Here is an 18,632-nt window from a genome sequence, read left to right as displayed (position 1 = left end):
TCCGACGATCACGGCTCGCGCAGACGCAGCTCGATGAGGTGTTCCATCGCGTCGAGCACGTGCCGTTCCGCCAGGAGCCTGGCGTGGTCGTCGTCCCCGCGGTGGATGGCCTCGGCGATGGCGTGGTGCCGAGCCGACGTTCCATCGTCTCTCCCGTGGGCGGACCAGAGCAATGGTCCGATGTCAGCCTGTAACCTGATCTCTTCCTGAGTGAGTCGTGCCGACTGGGAGGCCGCGGCCACCTCGATGTGGAAGCGCCCGTGCAGCCTGCGCAGGTGGGACTGGTCTCGGGAGCCGGCCATCTCCTGCAGCGTGCGGCGGAGCGGCGCGATGTCCTCCGGCAGTGCCCGCTGCGCGGCCAGCCTCGCGGCGGCCCCGGCGATGGCCGCGTAGTGGTCGCCCAGGTCGCGGAGTTCCTCCGCGGTGAGGGCGCGCAGCCGATCGAGCGCCTGGGGAGCCTCACGCGGGGCCCGCACGAAGCTACCGCCTCCGCGCCCTCGCCGCGTCTCGACCATGCCCTGCTGGCGCAGGGCCATCAGGGCCTCCCGCAGCGTGACCGTGGACACGCCCAGCTGGGCGGCGAGCTCCGCCTCGCTGGGCAGTTGCTCGCCGTCGGCCACCAGGCCGAGCACTATGGCGTCGGTGAGCCGCCTGACCACGGCGTCGACCCGGGCGGTGCTGTCGACCGGCGCGAACGCGGCCAGACGGGCACCACCGGAGATGTCTGCCGTGCTCATGCGCCCTCCCTCGCCTTAGACGGTCATAAAGTCTCCCATTTGGGGTCCCGTCCGAGGTCCCCCCGGGTGCCCCCGGGTGGCCGGCACCGCCCCGAGGACCTCACTTCGCCTCCCCTCTGCGGTGATGTCCGAACGGCTCTTGCCATAAAACATCTAACCTCATATGTTTTCGGTCATGTCAGACCCAGCGGTGCGGTTGACCGGCCTTCGCAAGAGCTTCGGGGCCGTGGACGCGGTCACCGGCGTCGACCTCGACATCGCCGACGGCGAGTTCTTCGCCATGCTCGGCCCCTCGGGCTCGGGCAAGACGACGGTGCTGCGGATGATCGCCGGCTTCGAGACGCCCAGCGCGGGCACCGTCGAGCTCGGCGGGGTCGACGTCACCCGGCTCGCCCCCTTCGAGCGCGACGTCAACACGGTCTTCCAGGACTACGCGTTGTTCCCGCACATGAACGTGGCGGACAACGTGGAGTACGGCCTGCGGGTCAAGCGGGTCCCCCGGGCCGAGCGGCGCGAGCGCGCGCTGGCCGCGCTGGCCTCGGTCCGGCTGGAGGGCATGGAGCGGCGCAGACCCGGCCAGCTCTCCGGCGGCCAGCGCCAGCGGGTCGCCCTGGCCCGCGCCCTGGTCAACCGTCCCCGGGTGCTCCTGCTCGACGAGCCGCTCGGCGCGCTGGACCTCAAGCTCCGCGAGGAGATGCAGGTCGAGCTCAAGTCGATCCAGCGCGAGGTCGGCATCACCTTCCTGTTCGTCACCCACGACCAGGAGGAGGCGCTGACCATGAGCGACCGGGTGGCGGTGTTCGACCGGGGACGGATCGAGCAGGTCGGCACCCCGGCCGAGATCTACGAGAGGCCCGCGAGCACGTTCGTCGCGGGGTTCGTCGGCACCTCCAACCTGATCTCCGGCCGGGCCGCGCAGGCGGTGCTCGGCCGGGAGGGCACGTTCAGCGTGCGCCCGGAGAAGCTGCGCCTCGCCGGCCTCGACGAGACGGTCGACGGCACCGAGCACAGCGCGACGGGCACCGTCGCCGAGGTCGTCTACGCGGGCCCCGCCACCCGGTTCGTGGTCGAACTCGACGCGGGCGGGCGGCTCATCGCCCTCCAGCAGAACCTGCAGGTCTCGTCGATGGACGTGATGGGCCTGCGTGGCACCAGGGTCCGGCTCATCTGGCAGCGCCGGCACGAGTTCGCGATCGTCCCGTAAGAAAGGTCGTCATCCCATGCGGTCCACCCCCCGGATTGTCCTCAGGCACGGCGCGGTCGTCCTCTCCGCGCTCGCCCTGGCCACCGTCACCGCCTGCGGCGCCGGCTCCGCGCCCGCACCCGGTGCCCCTTCCGCCGCCCCCGGCCAGACCGGCTTCACCCCGCCCGAGATCAAGGCGCTGCAGTCACTGGGCCCGGGAGAGGGGCAGGTCAACCTGGTCAACTGGGCCGGGTACGTCGAGGACGGGAGCAACGACCCCAAGGTCGACTGGGTCACCCCGTTCGAGAAGGCCACCGGCTGCCAGGTCAACTCCAAGACCGCCGGCACCTCCGACGAGATGGTCAACCTCATGAAGACCGGCGAGTACGACGCGGTCTCCGCCTCGGGAGACGCCTCGCTGCGGCTGATCGCCGGCGGGACCGTCGCCCCGGTCAACACCGCCCTGATCCCGAACTACGCCGACGTCTTCGCCGGCCTGAAGGACAAGGCGTGGAACTCGGCCGGCGGGGCCGCCTACGGCGTGCCGCACGGACGCGGGGCCAACCTGCTCATGTGGCGCACCGACCAGGTCAAGCCCGCACCCGACTCCTGGGGCGCGGTGTTCGACCCCGCCTCGCCGTACGCGGGGAAGATCACCGCCTACGACTCCCCGATCTACATCGCGGACGCGGCGCTGTACCTGATGGCGACCAGGCCCGAACTCGGCATCAAGAACCCGTACTCCCTGGACGAGGGGCAGTTCCAGGCCTCGGTCGATCTGCTCAAGCAGCAGAGGAAGATCATCGGCGAGTACTGGTCCGACTACACCAAGGAGGTCCAGGCCTTCAAGAGCGGTGACTCCGTGCTGGGCACCACCTGGCAGGTCATCGCCAATGTGGCCCTGGCCGACAAGGCGCCGGTCGAGGTGACGCTGCCCAAGGAGGGGGCCACCGGCTGGTCGGACACCTGGATGGTCGCCGCCGCCGCCAAGAACCCGAACTGCGCCTACAGGTGGCTCGACTGGATCATCTCGCCCCAGGCCAACGCCCAGGTCGCCGAGTATTTCGGGGAGGCGCCCTCGAACGCGAAGTCCTGCGAGCTGACCGCCGACCCGAAGCACTGCGAGACCTTCCACGCGACCGACGAGGACTACTACTCGAAGGTCTGGTACTGGACCACCCCCATCGCCCAGTGCCTGGACGGGCGCACCGACGTCACCTGCAAGGACTACTCCGAGTGGACCAGGGCCTGGACCGAGATCAAGGGCTGAGCCCCGCCGGAACCACCCGTGCGGCGGGCACCCGGGTGCCCGCCGCGCCCGCCCCGCGAGAAGGGCCGGAAACCCGCCTCGCCCGGGGAGAGAACCGACGTTGACCGGGAAGGAGCCGACGTTGAACACCGCGGCACCGGCGAGACCCACACCGCCCCGCACCCCTCGACGCAGGCTCGCGGCCTTCCTGCACCGGCACGCGGGGGTGCGGCTCTCACTGCTGCTGTCGGCCCCCGCGCTCTGGCTCGGCCTCGCCTATCTCGGCGCGCTGGCCGCCCTGTTCGTGACGGCCTTCTGGAGCACCGACACCTTCACCGGCGACCTGGTCAGGGTGCCGACCTGGAGGAACTTCCAGGACCTGCTCACCGCGGACGTCTACCGCACGATCGCGCTGCGCTCGGTGGGCGTGGCGGTCGCGGTGACGCTGATCGACCTGCTGATCGCCTTCCCGATGGCGTTCGCGATGGCCAAGCTGGCCTCGCCGCGCGCCCAGCGCTGGCTGGTGATCGCCGTGCTCACCCCGCTCTGGGCCTCCTACCTGGTCAAGGCGTACGCCTGGCGGGTGATGCTCGGCTCCGAGGGCCTTCTCGGCTGGGGGTACGGGCTGACCGCCACCGTCCTCACCCTGTCCTACCTGTGGCTGCCGTACATGATCCTGCCGATCTACGCCGGGCTGGAGCGGCTGCCGGACTCGCTGCTGGAGGCCGCCGGAGACCTCGGGGCGCGTGGCCGGCGGACGTTTCGCACCGTGGTGTGGCCGCTCGCCCTCCCCGCCGTGATCGCGGGCTCGGTCTTCACGTTCTCGCTGTCGCTCGGCGACTACATCACCGTGAAGATCGTGGGCGGCACCTCGCAGCTGATCGGCAACGTCGTCTACGACAACATCGGCGCGGCCAACAACCTCCCCTTTGCCGCCGCGGTCGCCACCGTCCCCGTGATGATCATGCTGATCTACCTCGCCGCGGTCCGCCGCACCGGTGCCCTGGAGAACCTGTGAACCTGTCCCGTACGGCGCGCACGGCGCTGTGGGCCATGCTGGCCGCCGGGCTCGGCGTCGTCTACGTTCCGCTGCTGATCGTGATGCTCAACTCCTTCAACACCGACCGGACGTTCGCCTGGCCGCCCAGCGGGTTCACGGTGCGCTGGTGGGAGGCGGCGTGGAACTCCACCGGCGTGCGTGACGCGCTGTGGACCTCGGTCCAGGCGGGGGCGGGCGCCACGGTGATCGCCCTGGTGCTCGGCACGATGGTGGCCTTCGCGATCCAGCGCTACGACTTCTTCGGCAAGAACGCGGTCTCGCTGCTGGTCCTGCTGCCCATCGCACTGCCCGGCATCGTCACCGGCATCGCGCTCAACAACGCCTTCCGCGCGGTGCTGAGCCCGTTCGGGGTGAGTCTGGGGCTGTTCACGGTGATCGTCGGGCACGCCACCTTCTGTGTGGTGACCGTCTACAACAACGTGCTGGCCAGGCTGCGGCGGACCGGCACCTCCCTGGAGGAGGCCTCGGCCGATCTGGGTGCCGACACCTTCACCACGTTCCGGCTGGTCACCTTCCCGATGATGCGCTCGGCACTGCTCGCGGGCGGGCTGCTGGCCTTCGCCCTGTCCTTCGACGAGATCATCGTGACCACGTTCACCGCCGGGGCCGGGGTCAGGACCCTGCCTCTGTGGATCTTCGAGAACCTGTTCCGCCCCAACCAGGCGCCCGTGGTCAACGTGGTCGCCGCGGCTCTCATCGTCGCCTCGGTCGTCCCGATCTATCTCGCCCAGCGCCTGTCGGGCGGTGACGCGGGAGTCCGCTGAGCGGGGGCGGCTCAGCGGGCGCGGTCGTCGTCGAGCACGTCGGCGGCGTGGACGACGATCCTGGGATCGGGGGTGCCGACGACCTCGTGGTCCTTGTTCTCGTACTCGAAAAGGCTCAGCACATGGCGCATGGCCTCGACCCTGGCCCGCTTCTTGTCATTGCTCTTGATCACCGTCCACGGGGCCTCCTCGGTGTCGGTGTGGACGAACATGTCCTCCTTGGCGGCGGTGTACTCCTCCCACTTGTCGAGCGACTTCAGGTCCATCGGCGACAGCTTCCACTGCCGTATCGGATCGACCTGGCGGATGACGAACCGGGTGCGCTGCTCGGAACGTGAGACCGAGAACCAGAACTTCACCAGGTGGATGCCGTCGCGGACGAGCATCCGCTCGAACTCCGGCGTCTGTTCCAGGAACTCCAGGTACTCCCCGGGAGTGCAGAAGCCCATCACCCGCTCGACCCCGGCGCGGTTGTACCAGGAGCGGTCGAAGAAGACCATCTCTCCGGCGGACGGCAGGTGGTAGACGTAGCGCTGGAAGTACCACTGGGTGCTCTCGCGCTCGCTCGGCTTCTCCAGCGCCACCACGCTCGCCCCGCGGGGGTTGAGGTGCTCCATGAACCGCTTGATCGTGCCGCCCTTGCCCGCCGCGTCACGCCCCTCGAAGAGGACGACCAGGCGCCCCCCGGTGTCCTTGATCCAGTACTGGAGCTTGAGCATCTCGATCTGGAGCAGCCGCTTGAGCCGGTCGTACTCGGTCCGGTTCATCCGTTCCCCATAGGGATACTTCTCCCGCCAGGTGTCGACGGGGGTGCCGTCCAGGCGGATCAGGATGGGGTCGTCGTCGTCATCGTCGTCGACCCGCAGGCTGGACAGGTCGTCGAGCAGGCCGCCGCGGGCCAGTGCCGAACGGAGGTCCAGAACGGGAAACCGCCCTTCTGCGGGCTCCGCCTCCACCATCGTTCCCTTCCCCTCGGGCGGACACGGGATCCGCCCCCGTCCTGCCCTCTACCTCGCTTTGAGCAGGCTAATCATCGGCGGGCGGCCCGGTTCGCACCGATCCCGTACGGCGTCACATAAAACCTACTAAACCAGTAGGTCTTGACGGGATTATGGACGCGTGCTGAAGTGATGTCATGCGCCCAGAGCTCCGGCCGACGGTCCGCGGGCACATCGGCCCGCGCCCCCTCCGCCTTTCCTCGTGTCACCGCTGACCCGCTGACGATTCGCCGGCGACGCGCCCCCTCGCGCCCGCCCCCTCCTCCTGGACGGACCAGCCAGAAAGGCCTCGACCATGCCCGTCGAATTCTCGGACACCGACGGCGGTGACGCACGTGGAGCATCCGCGAAGGCACCGCCCCCGGCCCCCCGGGTGCGCGCCCATCGCGGCTACGGGGGAAACCGGGTGCTGCTCGCCGCCGCGCCCGCCCGGACCGCCGCACTCCCGGCGGACGGCACGGCGGACACGGAGGCCGGTGGGCCTCTGCTGAAAGTGGTCACCACCCGTCATCCCTGGCGGTGGGTGGCGGCCGCGGGCATCGCGGTGCTGCTGGCCATGGCGGCCAGCGCGCTGATCACCAACCCCGCCTGGGAGTGGGAGGTGGTCGGGGAGTACCTGTTCGCCCCCTCCGTGCTGCGGGCCGTCGTCTTCACCCTGGAACTGACCGCGCTGGGAATCGTCTTCGGCTTCCTGCTCGGCACCGTCCTGGCGCTCATGCGGCTGTCGGGGAACCCGCTGCTCAACTCGGTCGCCTGGGGCTACATCGCCCTGTTCAGGTCGGTCCCGCTGATCCTGCAGCTGCTGTTCTGGTACAACCTGGCGCTGCTGTATCCGAGGATCTCCTTCGGTGTGCCGTTCGGCCCGGCGTTCTTCGACATCGGCACGATGGACCTGATCGGCCCGGTCACCGCCGCCGCACTCGGCCTCGCCCTACACCAGGCCGCCTACGCCGCGGAGATCGTCCGGGCGGGGCTGCTCTCGGTGGACCGCGGCCAGCGCGAGGCCGCCGCCGCGCTGGGCATCCCCAGGACCAGGCAGCTGTTCCGGATCGTCCTGCCGCAGGCCATGCGGTCGATCGTGCCGATCGCGGGCAACGAGATCATCGGCCTGATCAAGGGCACCTCGGTCGTCTACATCATGGCCCTGCCCGAGCTCTTCTACCAGGTCCAGGTGATCTACAACCGCAACGGCCGGGTCATCGCCCTGCTGCTGGTCGCGACCATCTGGTACCTCGTCATGACCTCGGTGATGTCCGTCGCGCAGCACTACGTCGAGCGGTACTACGGCAGGGGCCGCGGATGAGCGCCGCGATGGTCGAACTGCGGGGCGTGCGCAAGAGCTTCGGCCCCCTCGAAGTGCTGCGCGGGGTGGACCTGCGGGTCGCCCCCGGCGAGGTCACGGTGATCCTGGGTCCCTCGGGGTCGGGCAAGTCGACGCTGCTGCGCACCGTCAACCACCTGGAGAAGGTGGACAGCGGGTCGATCAGCGTCGACGGCGAGCTGGTCGGCTACCGCAGGGTCGGCGACCGGCTGTACGAGCTGCCCGAGCGCGAGATCCTCAGGCAGCGGACCAAGATCGGCTTTGTCTTCCAGAACTTCAACCTCTTCCCGCACCTGACCGTGCACCAGAACGTCACCGAGGCGCCCCTGTCGGCCCAGCGCAGGCCGAAGGCGGAGGTGAACGCGCTGGCGACCCGGCTGCTGGAGCGCGTCGGGCTCGCCGACAAGGCCCGCGCCTACCCCGGCCGGCTCTCCGGCGGCCAGCAGCAGCGGGTGGCCATCGCCCGCGCCCTGGCCCTGGAGCCCAAGGTCATCCTCTTCGACGAGCCGACGTCCGCGCTGGATCCCGAACTCGTCGGTGAGGTGCTCGACGCGGTGCGGGACCTCGCCGGGAGCGGCACCACCATGATCGTCGTCACCCACGAGATCGGCTTCGCCCGCGAGGTCGCCGACACGGTGGTCTTCATGGACGAGGGCCGGATCGTCGAGCAGGGTCCCCCCGCCGAGGTGCTGGACGCCCCCCGGCACGAGCGCACCCGCCTGTTCCTCAGCAAAGTTCTCTGAAACCCGAACAAGGACCGACATGTCGTTCATATCGAGGCTCGCCCCCGCCGCCGTCGCCCTGCCTCTCCTCCTCGCCGCCTGCGGCACCACCGAACCCTCCGCCGGCACCACGGACCGGGCCGAGGTCCCGGTCGCCGCCGCCCCGTCCGGGACCGGCGGCGTCAGGATCAACACATCGCCGGAACAGAACCGGATCCGCGCCGACAAGGTGGACGCGATCGCCGCCAAGGTCCCCGAGGCGATCCGGTCCAGGGGCGAGCTCACCGTGGGCTTCAACGGCGAGGGCGCGCCGCCCCTGGTGTCCCTGGCCGACGACGACACCACCCTGATCGGCGTCGAGACCGATCTCGCCTATCTGATCGCCGACGTGCTGGGCCTGAAGGTGAAGGAGCAGAACACCTCCTGGGAGAACCTGTTCCTGGCCGTCAAGTCCGGCAAGTACGACGCGGTGCTCAACAACGTCACGGTGACCGAGGAGCGCAAGGACATCTACGACTTCGCCACCTACCGGGTGGACCAGCTCGCCTGGCAGGTGGGCGCCTCCAGCCCGATCACCAAGATCGAGAAACCCGCCGACATCGCCGGTCTGAACGTGTCCGTCGGGTCGGGCACCAACCAGGAGAAGATCCTGCTGGAGTGGGACGCGCAGAACCAGAAGGCCGGGCTCGAGGCCGCGCAGATCCAGTACTACCAGAAGTACGGTGACGTCCTGCTCGCCCTGAAATCCGGGCGCATCCAGGCCTACCTGGGCCCGAACCCGCCCATCGCCTACCAGGTCGCCGTCGGCGGCGACAGTAGGATCGTCGGGACGCTCTCGGGCGGCGGGTCGGTCGAGGGCCTGATCGCGGTCATGACCCTGAAGGGCAACGGCCTGGTCCAGCCGATCAACGAGGCGATCAACACGCTGATCGAGAACGGCAGGTACATCGAGGTGCTCAAGCGCTGGGGCCTGGAGAACGAGGCGCTGTCCAGGTCACTGATCAACCCGCCCGGCCTGCCGAGGCAGCCCAAATGACGGTCGACTCCACCAGACCCGCCACCGGCGCCGAGGACCTCCCACGGATCGGCGCAACCGTCGAGGTGCATCACGTGGCGGTCCGTGACCCGCGGGTCAGGCCGCTCCTTGAGGACCTGCACGCCGAGTACAACAGCCGGTACGGTCCCAACGAGGAGATCAACCGCTACCCCGACGAGCGGTTCACCCCGGAGCGAGGGGGTGCGTTCCTCATCCTCACCGAGAACGGGCAGACCGTCGCCGGGGGCGCGTTCTTCCGTCGCGACGAGGAGACCGCCGAACTCAAGCGGATCTGGACCCATCCGGGCCACCGGCGCCGCGGCCTGGGCGTCGCCGTCGTCCGGGAACTGGAGCGGGAGGCCGCGCGGCAGGGCTACCGCCGGATCCACCTGACCACCGGTCCCCGTCAGCCCGAGGCCGCCGGGCTGTATCTCGCGACCGGATACACCCCGCTCTACGACCAGGACGCCGACCCCGAGACGATCGGCCCGCACCCCTTCGAGAAGACCATCCGGGAGGCGCGGACCGGCTGACCGCGCCACCGCCCACCGGCCGTTCCGGCGGACGCTCCCCGGCACTCGGCTCGCGGGCAGTGCCCGCCGGACACCGGCCCTAGGAACGGGCCGAGGAGACCCAGGAGGCGTGCAGGTCGGCGTAGACGCCCGGCTGCCGTACCAGTTCGGCGTGCGGGCCGCGCTGCACGATCCGGCCCCGGTCGAAGACGAACACCTCGTCGGCCGCCTCGGCGGTGGAGAGCCGGTGGGCGATGGAGACGGCGGTGCGGCCCCGGGTGACGCCCTCCAGGGCGCGGGCCAGCCGTACCTCCGTCGCCGGGTCCACCGCGGAGGTGGCCTCGTCCAGCAGCAGCAGGTCGGGGTCGGCCAGGTAGGCGCGGGCCAGCGCGACGAGCTGGCGCTCGCCGGCCGACAGTGACTCGCCGCGCTGGCCCACCCTGGTCGACAGGTCGGCGGGCAGCCCCTCCAGCCAGTCGGCGAGCCCCAGCTCGGTCATCGCCAGCCGGATCTCCTCCTCGGTCGCCGAGGGGCGGCCGAAGGCGATGTTCTCGGCCAGGGTGCCGTCGAACAGGAACCCGTCCTGCGGGACCATGACGATGCGCCGGCGCAGCGAGGAGAACCTCACGGTCCGCAGGTCGTGGCCGTCCACCGTGATCCGTCCCGAGACCGGGTCCATCAGGCGGGTGAGCAGCTTGGCGAAGGTGGTCTTGCCCGAGCCGGTCTCCCCCACCACCGCGATCCGCGAGCGTGGCGGGATGTCCGCCGAGACCTCGTGCAGCACCGGCGCCCCGCCGGGATAGGCGAACCCGACGTTCTCGAAGGAGACCGAGATGGGACCGCGCGGCAGCTCGACCCCCTCCGGGCCCGGGTCGGCGACGTCGGGCGGGGTGTCGAGCACGCCGAGGATGCGCCGCCATCCGGCGATGGCGTTCTGCGCCTCGTTGAGCACCTCGGTGGCGATCTGCATCGGCGAGACGAACAGCGTGATGAGGAACAGGAAGGCGACCAGGCGCCCCACGGTGATCTCGCCGGCCAGGCCGAGCCGCACCCCGACCAGCACCACGGCGGCCAGGGCCACCGAGGCGACGATCTCGGTCAGCGGGAACACCGTCGCGACGATCCGCTGGGTGCGGGCCTGCGCCGCCTTGTTGGCGTCGATCGCGACGTCGAGCCTTTCCGCGGTACGGGCCTCGGAGCCGTGGGCCCTGATCACCGCGGCGCCGACCACCGACTCGCTGACCGCCGAGAGCATGTCGCCGGTGCGCTCGCGGACCCGGGTGTAGGCGCCCGACAGCCACCGCTGGAAGCGCGGCAGGACGACCATGAGCGGCAGGAAGCAGGCCCACACGGTCAGGGTGAGCTGCCAGGAGTAGACGAACATCAGCACGGTGGCGACCAGGAGCTGCCCCAGGGCGATGATGATCATCAGCCCGCCCCACTGCATGAACGTGCTGATCTGGTCGACGTCGCCGGTGACCCGGGAGACGAGGGCGCCGCGCCGCTCGGAGTTCTGGGTGAGCACCGACAGGTCGTGCACGTGCCGGAAGCCGCGCACCCTGAGCGTGGCCAGGGAGGACTCGGTGGCCCGGTAGAGGCGGACGTTCATCAGGTACGCGCACAGCGCGGTGAGCACCACGGCGGCGGCGCACCACAGCACCGCGGTGCGCACGTAGGCCAGGTCGGGGGCCGCTCCGCCGAGCCCGGTGTCGATGGTCTGCTGCACCGCGATCGGTACGATGATCTTGCCGACCGTGGCCACCACGGCCAGCGCGAGCGTCCCGGCCAGCCCCTTGCGGAACTCCGGCGTGAGCGAGAGCCCATGCCTGACGGTGGCCATCCCGGAACGCTCGACCCCCTGAAACGAGCTCAAGCGCTGACCTCTTCCTCTTGCTCGGCGTCGAGCGCCTCGCGCTCGGCCTCCTGACGTTCGTAGGCGGTGACCAGGTTGCGGTAGCCCTCGCAGCGGGCGAGCAGCTCCGCGTGGCCGCCCTGGTCGACGACCCGGCCGTGCTCCAGGTAGACGACCTCGTCGGCCAGGGCGATGGTGGCCATCCGGTAGGCGATGACGACCACCGTGGAGGCCTGGGCCGCGTCCCTCAGCCCGTACAGGATCCTGGCCTCGACCTGCGGGTCGACGCTGGAGGTGGCGTCGTCCAGGACGAGCAGCCGGGGACGGCGCACCAGCGCGCGGGCCAGCGCGATCCGCTGGCGCTGGCCACCGGAGAGGCTGGTGCCGCGCTCGCCGACCTGGGTGTCCAGCCCCGAGGGGAGGGCGCTGACGAACCCCTCGGCCTGGGCCAGGCGCAGTGCCGCCCAGACGTCCTCGTCGCCGACCGGCCGGCCGAGGGTGACGTTGCCCCGTACGGTGTCGTCGAACAGGAACGTCTGCTGCGGCACCAGTGCCACCGCGTCGCTGACCCCGCCCCTGGTGACCTCGCGCAGGTCCGTGCCGTCCAGCAGGACGGTGCCCCGTACCGGATCGACCAGGCGGACGAAGGTCTGGGCGAGCGTGGACTTGCCCGACCCGGTGGGGCCGACCAGTGCGACGGTGCGGCCGGGGGCGACCTCCAGGCTCACGTCGTGCAGAACGGGGAAGTCGGCGTCACCGTCACCGCCGCCGTAGGCGTAACCGAGGCCGCGGACCTCCAGCCCGGCGGGGGCGGTGCCGGCCAGCTCGGCGGCGCCGTGCTCCATGGAGCCGGTCGCGTCGAGCACCGCCCGGATCCGCTGGTAGCCGACGACGGCCCGGGGCAGCTCGGCGAGCACCCAGCCCAGCGCGCGGATCGGGAAGGCCAGCAGGGTGAACAGGTAGGCGACCTGGACGAGCACGCCGGAGCCGATCGCGCCGCTCTCCAGCCGCATCGCGCCGATCAGCAGCACGGCGAGCACGCCCAGGGTGGGCAGCGCCTCAAGGACCGGGTCGAACAGGCCGCGGACCCGGCCGACGGCGATGTTGGCGTCGCGCAGCTCATCGGCCTTGGCCAGGAACCTGGCGGTCTCCTCGTCCTCGCGGCCGAGGGTCTTGACGACCAGGGCTCCGTCGAAGCTCTCGTGGGCGATCTCGCTGACCTCCGCGCGCAACTGCTGGGCGCGGGTGGCCAGCGGGTTGAGCCTGCGCTGGTAGACCAGGTTGAGCACGGCGATGGCGGGAAAGACCAGGAAACCGACGAGAGCGAGGATCGGGTCGGTGATCACCATTGCGACGGCCGCGGTGACCAGCATCACCACGACGCCGACCGCCATCGGCAGCGGCGCGAGCGGCGCCCACGCGGCCTCGACGTCGGCGCCGGCGTTCGACAGCAGCTGCCCGGTCGGGTGCCGGTGGTGCCAGGCCAGCGGGAGCCTCAGGTACTGGCGGGTGACGTCCCGACGGGAGCGGGCCTGCATCCGGTACTGCATGACCCCGGCGAAATACCGCCGTCCCGCCACGCCCAGCGCCTTGAGCAGGGAGACTCCGAGGATGAGGAGCGCGCCGACGGCCAGCGCGCCGGTCGTGATCCGCCCGTTCTCGAAGGCGGGCAGCACGACGTGGTCGGTCGCCCAGCCGAGCGCCCACGCAGCGGCGACGGTCATCAGGCCGTACAGGGCGCTGGACAGCACCGCGGCAGCGAAGATCGATTTCTCGGCCCGGATCGCCACCCCGAGGACACCGAGTCCCTGTCGCATGACCGCGCCTGTCACCTTGCTCGCCACGCGGGAGGTGTCCTTTCGACGGGAAACATTGCTACCTGAATCCCAATCACTCTGGATCATCTGGTTATTCCCGAACCACCTCCGACAAGATCGCACCCACACCTCTGGTTGCTCGCACAACGACCTTGTTAGGATCACCGAATGAATCACGCCCGCGCCGAACGCGCCGCGCTCAGCGACCTGTTCGCCCGGCTCGGCCCGGATGCCCCTACGCTCTGCGAGGGCTGGACCACCTTCGACCTCGCCGCCCACCTCGTGCTGCGCGAGCGCCGCCCCGACGCGCTCGGCGGCATCCTCCTCAAGCCGCTGGCCGGATACACCGACAGGGTGCAGGAGTCGTTGAAGACCAGGAAGGGCTACCCGGGCCTCGTCGAGCTCGTGCGCTCGGGGCCGTCCGGGTTCTACCGCCTTCCCGGCCTCGACCAGACCGTCAACACCGCGGAGCTCTTCATCCACCACGAGGACGTACGGCGCGCGCAGCGGGTCTGGGAGCCGCGCGAGCTGCCCGCCGACCTTGAGGAGAGGTTCTGGAAGCAGATCCGCGCCGGCATCCGGGTGTTCCTCCGCCGCTCCCCCGTCCGGGTGGTCCTGCACCGCATCGGCGGAGGCGTCGCCATCGGCGGCCCCAGGGACGCCCCGCAGCAGGTCGAGGTGACCGGCCGGGCCGGGGAGCTGCTGCTGTTCTGCTTCGGCCGCCAGGCCCACGCCAAGGTCGACGTCAGCGGCGGCGACGAGGCGGTCGCCAGGCTGATGGACGCCCCCCTGGGCGTCTGAGCCGGACCGGCGGCGGCACGAGGCCGCCGCCTCCCGGGCCGTACGGCCCGATCAGCCCACGTTCCGGCGCGGGGCCTTCGGCGGGAGCGGGAAGAAGCCGCTGGTGCGGCGGACGTAGTCGGCGTAGCCCAGACGAGAGCGCGACAGCTGACTCTCCAGCAGCGGCTTGCCGGTCTTGGCCACCAGGAAGTACGTCATGAGCACCGGGGAGAGCACCGTCAGGACACCGGGCCACTGGTCGGCGGCGATGAGGAACAGCCCCCACCACACGCAGGCGTCGCCGAAGTAGTTGGGGTGGCGGGTGTAGCGCCACAGCCCGGTGTCCAGCACCTTGCCCCTGCTGCCCGGGTCCGCGCGGAAGCGGGCGAGCTGCTGATCGCCGACCGCCTCGAAGACGAACCCCACCAGCCAGACGACCGTCCCCGCCCAGGCGACCGGGCCCGGCGGCTCGGTGCCGAGCATGGCCACCTGGACCGGAAGCGAGACGAACAGCAGGCTGGCGCCCTGGATGAGGTAGACCACGCGAACCGCGTACCAGGTCCGGCTGCCGGGCGCGCGGGCGAGCATCCGCTCGTAGCGAGGGTCCTCTCCCTCACCGACGTTGCGCCGCCCGATGTGCACCGCCAGCCGGACCCCCCAGATCACGGTGAGCGCCAGCGCCAGCAGCCGCCGCAGCGGATCCCCTTCGGACAGCAGGTACGACACCAGGGCCACGAGCGCGAAACCGAGCCCCCAGGCCACGTCGATCACCGAGTGCCGGCCCACCCTCAGCGCCACGGCCAGGGTCAGCACCAGCAGCACCGCGACGGCGGCGGCGGAGGCCGCCAGGGACCACCAGAACATCACGATCTCCTTTCGAGGGTGAACTGCCAGACGTCCAGGTAGCGCGACCGGAAACCCGCCTCCGAGTAGGCGAGGTAGAGGGTCCACATCCGGTGGAAGACCTCGTCGAAGCCGAGCGCGCCGACGGCGTGGACGCGCTCCAGGTAGCGCTCGCGCCAGAGCCGCAGCGTCTCGGCGTAGTCCTCGCGCAACGAGAGGCGGTCCAGCACGCGCAGGTTCCCGAGGTTCTCCTCGACCGCCCGCACCGAGGGCAGCATGCCGCCGGGGAAGATGTACTTCTGCACCCAGGTGTGGGTGTCGAGGGTGGCCAGCATCCGGTCGTGCGGCATGGTGATCGCCTGGATCGCGATCCGGCCGCCGGGAGCCAGCAGCTCCTCCAGCGTGCGGAAGTAGACGGGCCAGTAGCGGGCGCCGACCGCCTCGATCATCTCGACGCTGACGATCGCGTCGTAGCTCCCGTCCACCTCGCGGTAGTCGGCCGGCAGGATCTCCACCCGGTCCGACAGCCCCGCCTCCGCGATCCGCGCGCCGGCCAGCGCCCGCTGCTGCTGCGAGAGCGTGACGGTGGTGACGGCCGCGCCACGCGAGGCGGCGCGCAGCGCGAGCTCGCCCCAGCCGGTGCCGATCTCCAGCAGCCGGGTACCGGCACCGACCCCCGCCTGGTCGAGCAATCTGTCGATCTTGGCCCGCTGGGCGCCGGCGAGCGTCTCCCAGGACGCGGGCCCGTCGAACAGGGCGGCCGAGTAGGTCATGGTCTCGTCCAGGAACTCGGCGAACAGCTCGTTGGACAGGTCGTAGTGGCGACGCACGTTACGCCGGGCGTCCCGCTCCGCGCCGCGCTGGTCGCCGGGCATCCGGCGCACGGCCAGCCGCCGCAGCCGCTGCAGCGCGGGCGGCACCAGCGTGGTCAGCCGCTCGGCCAGCACGGTGAGCACCCCGGGCAGGTCGTCGGCCTCCCAGTCGCCCGCCATGTACGCCTCGCCGAAGCCGATCAGTCCCGAGGCGCCGACCCTGCGGTGGAAGTCCTCGGGGCGGCGCAGGCGCATCACCGGACCGCCGGCGCCGAGCCGCTCGCCACCGGGCAGTTCGACGGTCAGGGGCAGCCGCCGTACGGCGCGCCGGAAGAGCAGCCGGGCGATCGCGCCGCGCGATCGCGAGCCGGGAACCGTGCGGACGTCTGGCCAGAACACGGGGGCGTGTCCGGTCGTCGCGGTCATCTGGACCCTCCCGGGGGAATTGTTTCGAGGCCGCGCAGGTACAGGGAGATGCCCTGGCGGCGGATCCTGACGCTGCCCGCCAGGGGGGCCATCGGGTATCTGGCGGCCAGCCGGTAGAGCCAGGCCGCGGTCGCCGGGCGGCGGCGCCCGCGCAGCCCCGCCACGAAGGGCGGCTGCCCCTCGCGGTGCAGCACGACGCTGAGCGCGAGCCGCTCACCGGGCTCGGGCAGGCTGAGCCGGTAGTGGCCGTCCACGCCGTTGAACGGCGAGACGCGGAACTCCTTGGCCACCTCGCTCTCGCCGGGGCGCAGCAGGTAGCGGTGGCGCCCGCCGTAGGTGTTGTGCACCTCGGCGACCACGACGACGCCGTCGGCGGTGTCGCACCAGTAGACGGTCAGCGGGTTGAACACGTGGCCGAGCACCCGGGCGTGGGTGAGCATCCTGATCCGGCCCGCGACGATCCCGCACGCGGCCAGGAAGACCTCGACGTTCTCCCTGATGCTCAGCGCGGGGTCGCCGGCGTGGTCGCGCGCGTGGAACGCGGCCAGCGGGCGGTTGCGCGGCAGCCGGTCCAGGTCCACCAGCCACATGTAGGAGCGGTAGCCGAAGGCGTTGCGCACCGGCGCCGAGCGGACGTGAGTGATCACGCACTCGTACAGCGCGGCCTCGGCCGGCGCGCTCACCAGCGCGCCCCGAGCGCCTCGGCCGCGCGCGCACCCGAGCGGCAGCCGTCCTCGTGAAAACCCCAGCCGTGGTAGGCGCCCGCGTAGGCGACCACCCCGTCGTCGAGGCCGGGCAGCCGCTCCTGGGCGGCGACCGACTCGGGGGTGTGGACCGGATGCTCGTAGACCATCCTGGCGATCACCCGCTCGTCGGGGATCTCGGTGCCCAGGCTCACCAGGTGCGCCTCGGGCGCGCCCAGCCGTTGCAGCCGGTTCATGTCGTAGGTGACCCGCACCCCGTCCGCACCCGCCGCGCACGAGTCCATCCGGTAGTTCCACGAGGCCCGCGCGCGCCGCGCGCCGGGCAGCACCGAGGCGTCGGTGTGCAGGGTCGCCGGGTTGCGGGAATAGGCGAACGCGCCCAGGACGTCGCGCTCGCCGGGGGTGGGGTCGGCCAGCAGGCGCAGCGCCTGGTCGGGGTGGGTGGCGACGACCGCCGCGTCGAAGCGGTGTACGGCGCCGTCGGCCTGGAACTCGACTCCCGCACCGGTGCGGCGCAGTGCCCGTACCGGGGTGGAGGTGTGCACGGCGGTGAGGGACTTGGCGATCCGCTCGACGTACTCGCGCGAGCCCCCGGTGACCGTACGCCACTTCGGGGAGCCCGAGACGCTGAGCATGCCGTGGTTGGCCAGGAAGGCGAACAGGTAGCGCGCCGGGTAGCGCCCGACGACGGACGGGGGGCACGACCAGACCGCCGACACCAGCGGGGTCACGAAGTGGGCGACGAGGTAGGGGGAGAAACCCGCGACGAACTCTCCCAGCGTGCGGTCGTCGCCGCGCTCCAGCGCCGCGCGGGCCAGCCGGTGGAAGCGCGGCACCTCGGCGAGCATTCTCAGGTAGGCGGGGCGGGCCAGGCTGGAGGCGGTGGCGAACAGGCCGGACGCCTTCCTGCCGCCCGCGTACTCCAGGCCGCAGCCCCCGCACGAGACCGACATGCTCATGTCGGACGGCTGGGTCCGCACGCCCAGCTCGGCGAAGAGCCGGGTGAGGTGGGGATAGGTCCGCTCGTTGTGCACGATGAACCCGCTGTCCACCGCCAGCGTGCGGCCGTCGCCCGACGGCACGTCGTGGGTGTGGGCGTGCCCGCCGATCCGCTCGTCGGCCTCGAACAGCGTGACGTCGTCGCTCCGCTGCAGCACGTACGCCGCGGTCAGCCCGGCCACCCCGCTGCCCACGACGGCGATCCTGCGCCTTTCCATCAATGTCCTCTCATAACAGGGCAGATCAGACCGTCAGTCGGGGCGGCCCCGCGGGGGCACGCGTGCCCGTCGAGCGCCCGACCGGTATCGCGGGCACGCCGAGCCGCTCGGCGGTCTCGCGCGGGTCCGCCACCGGCGAGACCTCCTCGCCGTTCCGGCCACGCGTCCGGAACCTCGGCCGTGGGACCACAACGTCGTGTCCGCGCACGGCCCGGTACGCGGCCCGTTCGAAGGGGATCGGCCGCGGGCCGATGGCTGTGAGCACGCCCGCCGTGCAGGGTGAGCACCGCGCGGACAAATCGGGTCATATGGGGGCCCCTCGGGTCGGTTCGCCCCTTTATTCGGAACCCCGGGGCACCCGGATGCCACCGGCCACCAAGTCCCCTTGGTTTTTTCGGCAGAGGTTCCCACACACCGGTATCCGCGATCCCGCCGCCCGCCCCTAGCCCTACCGGTATACCTGGCTGTGAGGATTGGACAGGAGAGCCTCAGCCACCGCACGATGGCTGGTGTGACCTATGCCAAACTCGCGACCAGACCATGGTTTGCCCCTGTGGGATGGGTATGATCATCAAAATCCGGGAGCCACCCGGGCCGCA

General features: G+C 71.0%; 17 protein-coding genes. 9 read left to right on the top strand and 8 right to left on the bottom strand.

Features of this window, described 5'->3' with window-relative positions; all coding sequences use genetic code 11:
- Window positions 1-8: 8 nt before the first annotated feature.
- Window positions 9-737 carry a GntR family transcriptional regulator gene (locus tag AB0K21_RS12570; protein WP_343968699.1) on the bottom strand — a complete coding sequence of 243 codons (729 nt, stop codon included), beginning with the start codon at window positions 735-737 and terminating at the stop codon, window positions 9-11.
- Between the two features lie 175 nt (window positions 738-912).
- Here AB0K21_RS12570 and AB0K21_RS12565 point away from each other — a divergent pair, with 175 nt between their 5' ends.
- The 4 genes from AB0K21_RS12565 (at window position 913) to AB0K21_RS12550 (ending at window position 4,993) form a co-directional block, all read left to right on the top strand.
- Window positions 913-1,941: an ABC transporter ATP-binding protein gene (locus tag AB0K21_RS12565; RefSeq protein WP_343968697.1), complete on the top strand. Its 1,029-nt coding sequence runs from the start codon at window positions 913-915 to the stop codon at window positions 1,939-1,941.
- A gap of 16 nt (window positions 1,942-1,957) precedes the next feature.
- Window positions 1,958-3,190: an ABC transporter substrate-binding protein gene (locus AB0K21_RS12560; protein WP_343968695.1), complete on the top strand. Its 1,233-nt coding sequence runs from the start codon at window positions 1,958-1,960 to the stop codon at window positions 3,188-3,190.
- 121 nt (window positions 3,191-3,311) lie between these two features.
- Window positions 3,312-4,187 carry an ABC transporter permease gene (locus tag AB0K21_RS12555; protein ID WP_343968693.1) on the top strand — a complete coding sequence of 292 codons (876 nt, stop codon included), beginning with the start codon at window positions 3,312-3,314 and terminating at the stop codon, window positions 4,185-4,187.
- Window positions 4,184-4,993: an ABC transporter permease gene (locus AB0K21_RS12550; protein WP_343968691.1), complete on the top strand. Its 810-nt coding sequence runs from the start codon at window positions 4,184-4,186 to the stop codon at window positions 4,991-4,993. The genes AB0K21_RS12555 and AB0K21_RS12550 overlap by 4 nt, the downstream gene beginning before the upstream one ends.
- An 11-nt stretch (window positions 4,994-5,004) precedes the next feature.
- On the opposite strand, the gene ppk2 is transcribed toward AB0K21_RS12550, so the two are convergent.
- On the bottom strand, window positions 5,005-5,952 hold the full coding sequence (gene ppk2, locus AB0K21_RS12545) for a polyphosphate kinase 2 (protein ID WP_364149566.1): 948 nt from the start codon (window positions 5,950-5,952) through the stop codon (window positions 5,005-5,007).
- Window positions 5,953-6,286: 334 nt separating this feature from the next.
- Here ppk2 and AB0K21_RS12540 point away from each other — a divergent pair, with 334 nt between their 5' ends.
- Genes AB0K21_RS12540 through AB0K21_RS12525 form a run of 4 tightly spaced genes read left to right on the top strand, consistent with a single transcriptional unit; the run spans window position 6,287 to window position 9,603 of the window.
- Complete coding sequence (locus tag AB0K21_RS12540) at window positions 6,287-7,294, top strand: amino acid ABC transporter permease (protein ID WP_364149564.1); 1,008 nt, start codon at window positions 6,287-6,289, stop codon at window positions 7,292-7,294.
- A complete protein-coding gene (locus AB0K21_RS12535) occupies window positions 7,291-8,055 on the top strand; it encodes an amino acid ABC transporter ATP-binding protein (RefSeq protein ID WP_343968685.1) in 765 nt (254 codons plus the stop codon). The genes AB0K21_RS12540 and AB0K21_RS12535 overlap by 4 nt, the downstream gene beginning before the upstream one ends.
- Before the next feature lie 19 nt (window positions 8,056-8,074).
- Complete coding sequence (locus tag AB0K21_RS12530; RefSeq protein WP_364149562.1) at window positions 8,075-9,070, top strand: ABC transporter substrate-binding protein; 996 nt, start codon at window positions 8,075-8,077, stop codon at window positions 9,068-9,070.
- Window positions 9,067-9,603 carry a GNAT family N-acetyltransferase gene (locus AB0K21_RS12525; RefSeq protein ID WP_343968681.1) on the top strand — a complete coding sequence of 179 codons (537 nt, stop codon included), beginning with the start codon at window positions 9,067-9,069 and terminating at the stop codon, window positions 9,601-9,603. The genes AB0K21_RS12530 and AB0K21_RS12525 overlap by 4 nt, the downstream gene beginning before the upstream one ends.
- Window positions 9,604-9,682: 79 nt before the next feature.
- Here AB0K21_RS12525 and AB0K21_RS12520 read toward each other — a convergent pair whose 3' ends face one another.
- Both AB0K21_RS12520 and AB0K21_RS12515 read right to left on the bottom strand, forming a co-directional pair.
- Window positions 9,683-11,422 (bottom strand): ABC transporter ATP-binding protein, encoded by a 1,740-nt coding sequence (locus AB0K21_RS12520; RefSeq protein ID WP_343968925.1) that lies wholly within the window; start codon window positions 11,420-11,422, stop codon window positions 9,683-9,685.
- A gap of 29 nt (window positions 11,423-11,451) precedes the next feature.
- Window positions 11,452-13,251 carry an ABC transporter ATP-binding protein gene (locus AB0K21_RS12515; protein ID WP_364149560.1) on the bottom strand — a complete coding sequence of 600 codons (1,800 nt, stop codon included), beginning with the start codon at window positions 13,249-13,251 and terminating at the stop codon, window positions 11,452-11,454.
- A 168-nt stretch (window positions 13,252-13,419) separates the two neighbouring features.
- Here AB0K21_RS12515 and AB0K21_RS12510 point away from each other — a divergent pair, with 168 nt between their 5' ends.
- Window positions 13,420-14,052: a TIGR03085 family metal-binding protein gene (locus AB0K21_RS12510; RefSeq protein ID WP_343968677.1), complete on the top strand. Its 633-nt coding sequence runs from the start codon at window positions 13,420-13,422 to the stop codon at window positions 14,050-14,052.
- A 51-nt stretch (window positions 14,053-14,103) separates the two neighbouring features.
- Here AB0K21_RS12510 and AB0K21_RS12505 read toward each other — a convergent pair whose 3' ends face one another.
- The 4 genes from AB0K21_RS12505 to AB0K21_RS12490 are packed head-to-tail and all read right to left on the bottom strand — an operon-like array spanning window position 14,104 to window position 18,033.
- Entirely contained in the window at window positions 14,104-14,895 is a 792-nt protein-coding gene (locus AB0K21_RS12505) for a DUF1295 domain-containing protein (protein WP_364149558.1), read from the bottom strand.
- Window positions 14,895-16,112 carry a cyclopropane-fatty-acyl-phospholipid synthase family protein gene (locus tag AB0K21_RS12500; protein ID WP_364149556.1) on the bottom strand — a complete coding sequence of 406 codons (1,218 nt, stop codon included), beginning with the start codon at window positions 16,110-16,112 and terminating at the stop codon, window positions 14,895-14,897. Before AB0K21_RS12500 ends, AB0K21_RS12505 begins: the two co-directional genes overlap by 1 nt.
- Complete coding sequence (locus tag AB0K21_RS12495; protein ID WP_364149554.1) at window positions 16,109-16,795, bottom strand: DUF1365 domain-containing protein; 687 nt, start codon at window positions 16,793-16,795, stop codon at window positions 16,109-16,111. Before AB0K21_RS12495 ends, AB0K21_RS12500 begins: the two co-directional genes overlap by 4 nt.
- A complete protein-coding gene (locus AB0K21_RS12490) occupies window positions 16,792-18,033 on the bottom strand; it encodes an FAD-dependent oxidoreductase (protein WP_343968668.1) in 1,242 nt (413 codons plus the stop codon). Before AB0K21_RS12490 ends, AB0K21_RS12495 begins: the two co-directional genes overlap by 4 nt.
- Window positions 18,034-18,632: the final 599 nt, after the last annotated feature.

It is taken from the genome of Streptosporangium sp. NPDC049248, from assembly GCF_040678965.1.
In the GTDB taxonomy this organism is placed as follows: domain Bacteria; phylum Actinomycetota; class Actinomycetes; order Streptosporangiales; family Streptosporangiaceae; genus Streptosporangium; species Streptosporangium fukuiense.
Note: the sequence above shows the minus strand (reverse complement) of the source record. Positions and strands in the feature narration are given on the sequence as shown.